Annotated in this window: 5 protein-coding genes; 1 reads left to right on the forward strand and 4 read right to left on the reverse strand. The window is 63.1% G+C overall.

Features of this window, described 5'->3' with window-relative positions; genetic code table 11:
- Positions 1-538: TetR-type transcription factor C-terminal domain-containing protein (locus tag DYI24_RS24505; RefSeq protein ID WP_164574173.1), on the forward strand; the 538-nt coding region annotated here is incomplete at its 5' end.
- A 220-nt stretch (positions 539-758) separates the two neighbouring features.
- Here the strand turns inward: DYI24_RS24505 and DYI24_RS24510 are convergent.
- The 4 genes from DYI24_RS24510 to DYI24_RS24525 form a co-directional block, all read right to left on the reverse strand.
- A complete protein-coding gene (locus DYI24_RS24510; protein WP_107345509.1) occupies positions 759-1,262 on the reverse strand; it encodes a phasin in 504 nt (167 codons plus the stop codon).
- A 216-nt stretch (positions 1,263-1,478) separates the two neighbouring features.
- Entirely contained in the window at positions 1,479-1,793 is a 315-nt protein-coding gene (locus DYI24_RS24515) for a hypothetical protein (protein ID WP_164574174.1), read from the reverse strand.
- Between the two features lie 47 nt (positions 1,794-1,840).
- Positions 1,841-2,632: an esterase/lipase family protein gene (locus DYI24_RS24520; protein WP_164574175.1), complete on the reverse strand. Its 792-nt coding sequence runs from the start codon at positions 2,630-2,632 to the stop codon at positions 1,841-1,843.
- An 18-nt stretch (positions 2,633-2,650) separates the two neighbouring features.
- Positions 2,651-2,852: hypothetical protein (locus DYI24_RS24525; RefSeq protein ID WP_164574176.1), on the reverse strand; the 202-nt coding region annotated here is incomplete at its 5' end.

Consider the following 2,852-nt stretch of genomic DNA (forward strand, 5'->3'; position numbering starts at 1 on the left):
GATGTATCACTACTACCCGTCGAAGGATGCGGTGCTGTTTGATCTGCTGGAGGATCACCTGCAGCATCTGGTGACGGTGGTCGACGCCGCCGCGCAGGGCGAAAGCGATCCGAGCGATCGGCTGTTCGCGATTTCGGCGGCGCTGCTCGAAGCCTATCGCGGCGCCGATGCCGAACATCAGGTGCAGATCTCCAGCCTGAAGCTGTTGCCGCCGGAGCAGCAGGAAACCCTCAAGGCGCTGGAGCGCAAGCTGGTGGTATCGATGTCGGACGCGATCGCCGCCGCGATCCCGGCCACGGCCGCCAAGCCGGAGCTGCTGAAGCCGCTGACGATGTCGCTGTTCGGCATGCTGAACTGGCACTATCTCTGGTTCCGCGAAGGCAAGGGCCTGTCGCGCGAAACCTATGCGCAGATGGTCACGACGCTGATGATCGCCGGCGCCGAACAGGCGATCGACGCGATCACGGAGCCGGCCAAGGCCGAGCGCGCAGCGCCGCGGAAGAAGAGCGAGCGGTTGCCCGTGGCGCGGCGGCCGTAGGTCGCACGAACTCTCCAATTGTCATTCCGGGGCGCGCGCAAGCGCGAACCCGGAATCTCTCATTACTAACAACCTCGCGATTCCGGATTCGCTCGCTGTGCGAGCGCCGCGGAATGACTGCAGGGGGTTGCCAAAAAAGAAAGGCCCGCGCGAGCGGGCCGAGGTCGGGAGGAACGTCGGGCCTCGATCGTCAGAGGCCCGGGGTCGTCAGCAGCGGCGGTTAGGCCGACTTGCTGAAGGTCTTGGCGAAGTTGTCCTGCACCGACTTGGCGCTGTCGCTGACCAGCTTGCCGAAGTACTCGGTGGCGGACCTGGCGCGCGACACCAGCACCTCGCCCTGCGAACGCGCAAGGTCGGTCTGGATCTGGAACGCCTCTTGAACCGACTTCGCCGACGCCAGCTTATCGATGCCGGAGAAGAACGTTTCGGTGTCCTGATAGATCGCCTGCTGGATGTTGCGGGTGATCTTGGCAGCTTCGCTCACCGAATTGGCGACGGTTTCCTCGATCGCCGAGGTTACCTTCTCCGAACCGGCGTGGAAGTCCGCGACCTTCTCCTTGGCAGTGCCGGCGGCACGCTTGACGAAGTCGCGGGCGGCTTCCGGAACCTCGAGGGTCTGGAAGTTCTTGAACGCGTCGGTCACCGGCTGAAACGCCTGCTTGACGCTGTCGGCAACCGTCTCGGCCGCCTGAGTGTAGCTCTCGTGATTGGCAGTATCGGTCATCTGAAATCTCCATCCTCGTCTGAGCCATGGTCTTCCCGTCCGACCTGCGGCCCGGGCAGGTAAAATATGACATAAATCATGCTGCATCGCAATATGAATGTTGCAACGCAACAAAAATAACATCTTAAGCCATTGTAATTACACCAATTTTCGAAAATGGCGACACAATCAAAACGTGTTGATCGACATCTTCACGCCGATTTGGAACTTTGCTGGCTAGCCTTTCGGCTTCGCTGCCTTTGCCGGCTGGACCGCAGCAGTCAGCTCGTCGAGCCGCCGCTCGACCTCGGCGAGCAGGGTATTGAATTCCTGCATCTGCGCGCGCGACGGCAGATTCATACCGGCTAGATATTTGTCCATCATGTCGGCGAACTGCTTGTGCGCCTCGGCGGAAGCACCGCCGACCTGCTGCGCCACCTTGCCGAGCTCCGGCGACGCCAGCGCCTGATTGGCGAAGGCCGCAAAACCCTTGCTCATCTCGCCGAACATCGTCTGCCACGCCGCTGCCGGATCGTTGTCCTTGTCGGCCATTGCCGGCTCCCCTCTTGGTTTTGCGCGACGCGCCGCGCGACGACCTTTTAGCGGGTTGGCGGGGCGTAGGTGAAGCGAAACGGACCGGAGCGATCGAACGGCGCGAACGTACCCTCCGGCTGCGCCAGCCGGTCGGCGATCGCCCATAGCACCGCGGCGTTGACGATCAGGCCGATATGGCTGGCGAGCATCACCTCGATGTTCTCGGCCCGCGGTGACGGTGCCAGATGCGACGTGCGCCAGTTCACGATGCCGTCGGTGCGCGAGTAGATCGACGTGGTCGGCACAGGCATCTCGCCGCCGAGCGGTTCGAGGTCTTCGAGCTGCACCTCGGTCAGCTCTTCACCAGACAGCTTCTCGTAGATCCGCTTGGCATTTGTGGCGGTGACGTCGCCGGTGAACGGGCTGCCGAGCGTGATGATATCGCGCACCATCTCGGGCGCATGCAGCACCAGATCCCGCGCATAGACACCGCCGAGACTCCACCCGACCAGACTGACCTTGCGGCCAGTCGCTTCATGAACCGCGGTGAGCCGGTCGCGCAGGCGGGCACGCATCCGGTAGATGCCGCCGAGATTGCGGCCGAGCTCCCAGGCGAACACCTCATAGCCGAGCTGCCGCAGATAGCGCCGCATCGGCGCGGTCGACAGGTCGCTGGCGAGCAGACCGGGCAACACCAGCACCGGATGGCCGTCGCCGCGCGGCGCCTGCAGCAGCAGCGGCGACAGCAGCAGGCTGGCGTTGAATTCGAAGAAGCTGCGCGCTTCGGCGAGCAGCAGCGCGACGCTCGGAGGCTTCAGCCGCTCGCGATTCGGACTGGCGCCGCGGTCGGCGGGCATCGCGTCTCCAATGATCGGTTACTTCTTATCCTTGGTCAGCGCACTGCCGAGGCCGGTCATGGAAATGAACATCTCGCCGAATCGTTCGGCAAGCTTCGGATCGAAGGTGAACCAGGTCTTCATCAACGCCTCGGGCGAGACCTTTTCGATGTTCGACAGCATCTGCTCCTGCAGCTTGTCCATCACCGCGGTCTGCATGGGCTGCACGTCGGGAAGTCCG

The organism is Rhodopseudomonas sp. BR0C11, from assembly GCF_010820945.1.
In the GTDB taxonomy this organism is placed as follows: domain Bacteria; phylum Pseudomonadota; class Alphaproteobacteria; order Rhizobiales; family Xanthobacteraceae; genus Rhodopseudomonas; species Rhodopseudomonas palustris_H.

Coding starts and splice junctions, on each gene's coding strand:
- DYI24_RS24510 (WP_107345509.1), bottom strand. CDS start 1,262: ATGACCGATACTGCCAATCACGAGAGCTACACTCAGGCGGCCGAGACG.
- DYI24_RS24515 (WP_164574174.1), bottom strand. CDS start 1,793: ATGGCCGACAAGGACAACGATCCGGCAGCGGCGTGGCAGACGATGTTC.
- DYI24_RS24520 (WP_164574175.1), bottom strand. CDS start 2,632: ATGCCCGCCGACCGCGGCGCCAGTCCGAATCGCGAGCGGCTGAAGCCT.